Consider the following 1,131-nt stretch of genomic DNA (forward strand, 5'->3'; position numbering starts at 1 on the left):
TGACCTGCCCCCCGACTCTAGACGGCTAGCTTCGTGAGTCCGGTGATACTGCGAGCAAAGCCGTTCGGCGTCTGGTTGTCCAGCGAGCTGTGCGGCCGCACCTCGTTGTAGTCGATCCGATAGGCCTCGATCTTCTTCCGAGCGTCGTCGAGGCTGAGGAACCAGTTCTCGTTCAGGCACTCGTCCCTGAACTTCCCGTTGAAGCTCTCGATGTAGCCGTTCTCGGTCGGCTTGCCCGGCCGGATGAAGTCCAGCTTGATGCCCTGCGCATAGGACCAGGCGTCCACGACGTGGCTCGTGAACTCGGTGCCGTTGTCGACGCGGATCAGCTCCGGCTTGCCGTGGAGCTCGACGACGCGCTCGAGCACGCGCGCGACGCGTGCTCCTGGGAGCGAGTGGTCGACCTCGATGACGAGGCACTCCCGCGTGAAGGTGTCGACCAGGTTCAGCGTCCGGAACTGGCGCCCGCTCGCGAGCGAGTCCTGGGTGAAGTCCATCGTCCACTGCTGCCGCGGCCGCGTCGGCGGCGGCGGGAGTACCCGCACAGACGCGGCGATGCGCTTGCGCTTCTTCTTCCTGACTGCCAAGCCTTCCGAGCGGTACAGGCGGAAAACGAGCTTGTGGTTCACGTCGTGGCCCTCGCGCTTCAGCAGCACGTGGAGGCGCCGATAGCCCCAGCGCGGTCGCTGTGCGGCGAACGCCCGGAGCTTCTCCCTGAGTTCGACGCGTTCCGGGCGCCGCCCTCGGTAGTAGTAGGTCGCCGGCGCGAGCCCGACGACGCGGCAGGCCCGCCGCTTGGTGATCGCGAACTCCGCCCGGATCGCTTCCACGCCGAGGCGGAGCGCGGCGGGCCCTACCATTTTTTTCCGAGGAGGTGCTGCAGGGCCTGCTTGTCCAGGGTGAGGTCTGCGACGAGCGTCTTGAGCTTCCGGTTCTCATCCTCGAGCGCCCGGAGCCGCTTCGCCTCGCTGACCTCGAGGCCGCCGAACTTCGCCTTCCAGCGGTAGAAGGTCGTCTCCGTGATGCCGAGGCGGCGCACGACGTCCTGCACCTTGGCGCCCGCCTCGACCTCCTTCAGGACCTTGATGATCTGCTCGTCGGTGAACTTGCTCTTCCGCATCCGTCCTCCAC

The 1,131-nt window shown here is 66.5% G+C and carries 1 protein-coding gene; it reads right to left on the reverse strand.

The window, feature by feature from the left end:
• Positions 1 to 17 precede the first annotated feature (17 nt).
• Positions 18 to 1,120 (reverse strand): IS3 family transposase gene (locus MLV88_RS23805; protein WP_242341609.1). Its coding sequence is split into 2 segments (ribosomal slippage): positions 18 to 865 and positions 865 to 1,120, totalling 1,104 coding nucleotides; the frame shifts between segments, so codons are not numbered across the junction.
• Positions 1,121 to 1,131 lie beyond the last annotated feature (11 nt).

Origin of the sequence: Anaeromyxobacter soli (assembly GCF_022808855.1) — a bacterium.
Lineage (GTDB): Bacteria > Myxococcota > Myxococcia > Myxococcales > Anaeromyxobacteraceae > Anaeromyxobacter > Anaeromyxobacter soli.